Source organism: Sandarakinorhabdus oryzae (genome assembly GCF_009733735.1).
GTDB lineage: Bacteria > Pseudomonadota > Alphaproteobacteria > Sphingomonadales > Sphingomonadaceae > Sandarakinorhabdus > Sandarakinorhabdus oryzae.
Genome location: NZ_WNJP01000309.1, coordinates 1 through 1593, shown reverse-complemented (window position 1 = coordinate 1593; position 1593 = coordinate 1). Strand labels below are relative to the sequence as shown.

Below are 1593 nucleotides of genomic sequence, written 5' to 3'. Positions count from 1 at the left end.
TGCAGCCGGCCGCCCTTCGCGCGTCCGCCCGGGCACTGCTCGGCGACGGCCGGCATTGGCCGCTGTTTGGCGCGCCGGGCCGGGCCAATCCCGGTGGCCTCGCCGAAATCCGCTGCAACCTCGTCGCCCGCGATGCGGATGCGCCCATACCGGCCTGGGTGCTGATCGGCGTCGAACATGGCGGCCGTCTGATCGGCCTGGGCCTCTCGGATTCGCGCGGTGCGGCCGTGGTCCACTGCCCCTATCCGCCGCTGCCTGCCGACATGCCGATCCCGCCGCCGGATTTTGCCTGGCAAGTGCGCATCCGCGCCTGGAGCCAGCGCCTGCCGGCCAGCCCGCTGCCCGATCTTGCCGCCGTGCTGGCCCAGTTGAGCGCGCCGCCGGCCAGCCTGTTTGCCAGCCTTGGCCCCAACACCGCCCTGCCCCTGCAAAGCCTGCGGCCCGGCCAGCCGCTCAATCTGCGCACCACCCGCCCTGTCGGCAATTCCGAACTCGTCATTCACGCATAAGGAGACCAGTCATGCCCGAATATCTTGCGCCCGGCGTGTTCGTGGAGGAGGTCAGTTTCCGGGCCAAATCCATCGAAGGCGTGGCCACCACCACCACCGGTTTCGTCGGCGCCTGCCGCTATGGCCCGATCGACCTGGAGCCCGACATCATCACCAGCCTGGTGGAGTTCGAGCGTATCCACGGCGGCAAGGGCCAGCTCGATTTCAGCGACACCGGCCGCGCCGACAATTATCTGTGGAACGCGGTGCGCGCCTTCTTCGAGGAGGGCGGCAAGCGCTGCTACGTCGCGCGCGCCTTCAACCGCGGCAGCGATCCCGATCAGGAACAGGCGGTCATCGCAGCCGCCTGCTCGCGGCTCACCAGCGCCTGGCCGCCCGCGAACGTTCGCATCCGCGCCCGCTTCCCCGGCGTGTCGGGCGATGGCCAGGTGCGGCTGCAATTGAACCTGTCGCAGAACCGCTTCAGCATCTCGGCCGGCCGCGCCCGCCTGTCGGCCAGCGCCGCGCACGACGTGGTGGTGGTCACTGGCCTGGCCACCGCTGCCGATGATGGCCTCTACACGCTGGCCCGCGATGCCCAGGCCGGCACCTGGACCTTCGATAACGGCCTGACCGGCCTCGCCAACCGCAATTTCGAGCTGCAGTCGCTGACCGGGCAAGCCGGCGCGGCGGTGCGCACGCTGACCGCGTCGATCTTCTTCGATCCGGTCGACTCCGGCCTGCCAGCCTTTGCCGTCTCGGGCCTGGCGCTCGATCGCAATCACCGCACCGGCGGCGAACCGGATTCGCTGTTCGACTATCTGTCAGAAACGCCGGCCAGCCAGTCCCGCGCGCGCAGCCTGCCGATCATCGTCTGGCAAGTCGATGTCGCCGCCGCCACCACCGGCAACGCCGACGCCCAGCAGACCCTGCAGGACCGGCAGGACGATCTGACCCAGGCAAATCAGGATGTCAGCGACGCGCAGGATGCGCTGGCTCTTGTTGATCCCACCGATCTGCCCGCCGTTGCGCTGGCCGAAGCCGCGGTGGCCACCGCAGAGGCTGCGGCCGCCGCCGCGCTCGCCGCCCGCGAGGCCGCTGCGGC

General features: G+C 70.2%; 1 protein-coding gene and 1 pseudogene. Both read left to right on the top strand.

The window, feature by feature from the left end; genetic code table 11:
* Nucleotides 1-509 (top strand): hypothetical protein (locus GJ693_RS17200; protein ID WP_197042286.1); only part of this gene is annotated, 509 nt, incomplete at its 5' end.
* Between the two features lie 11 nt (nucleotides 510-520).
* A pseudogene (locus GJ693_RS15905) lies at nucleotides 521-1593 on the top strand (phage tail protein); the annotation flags it as partial.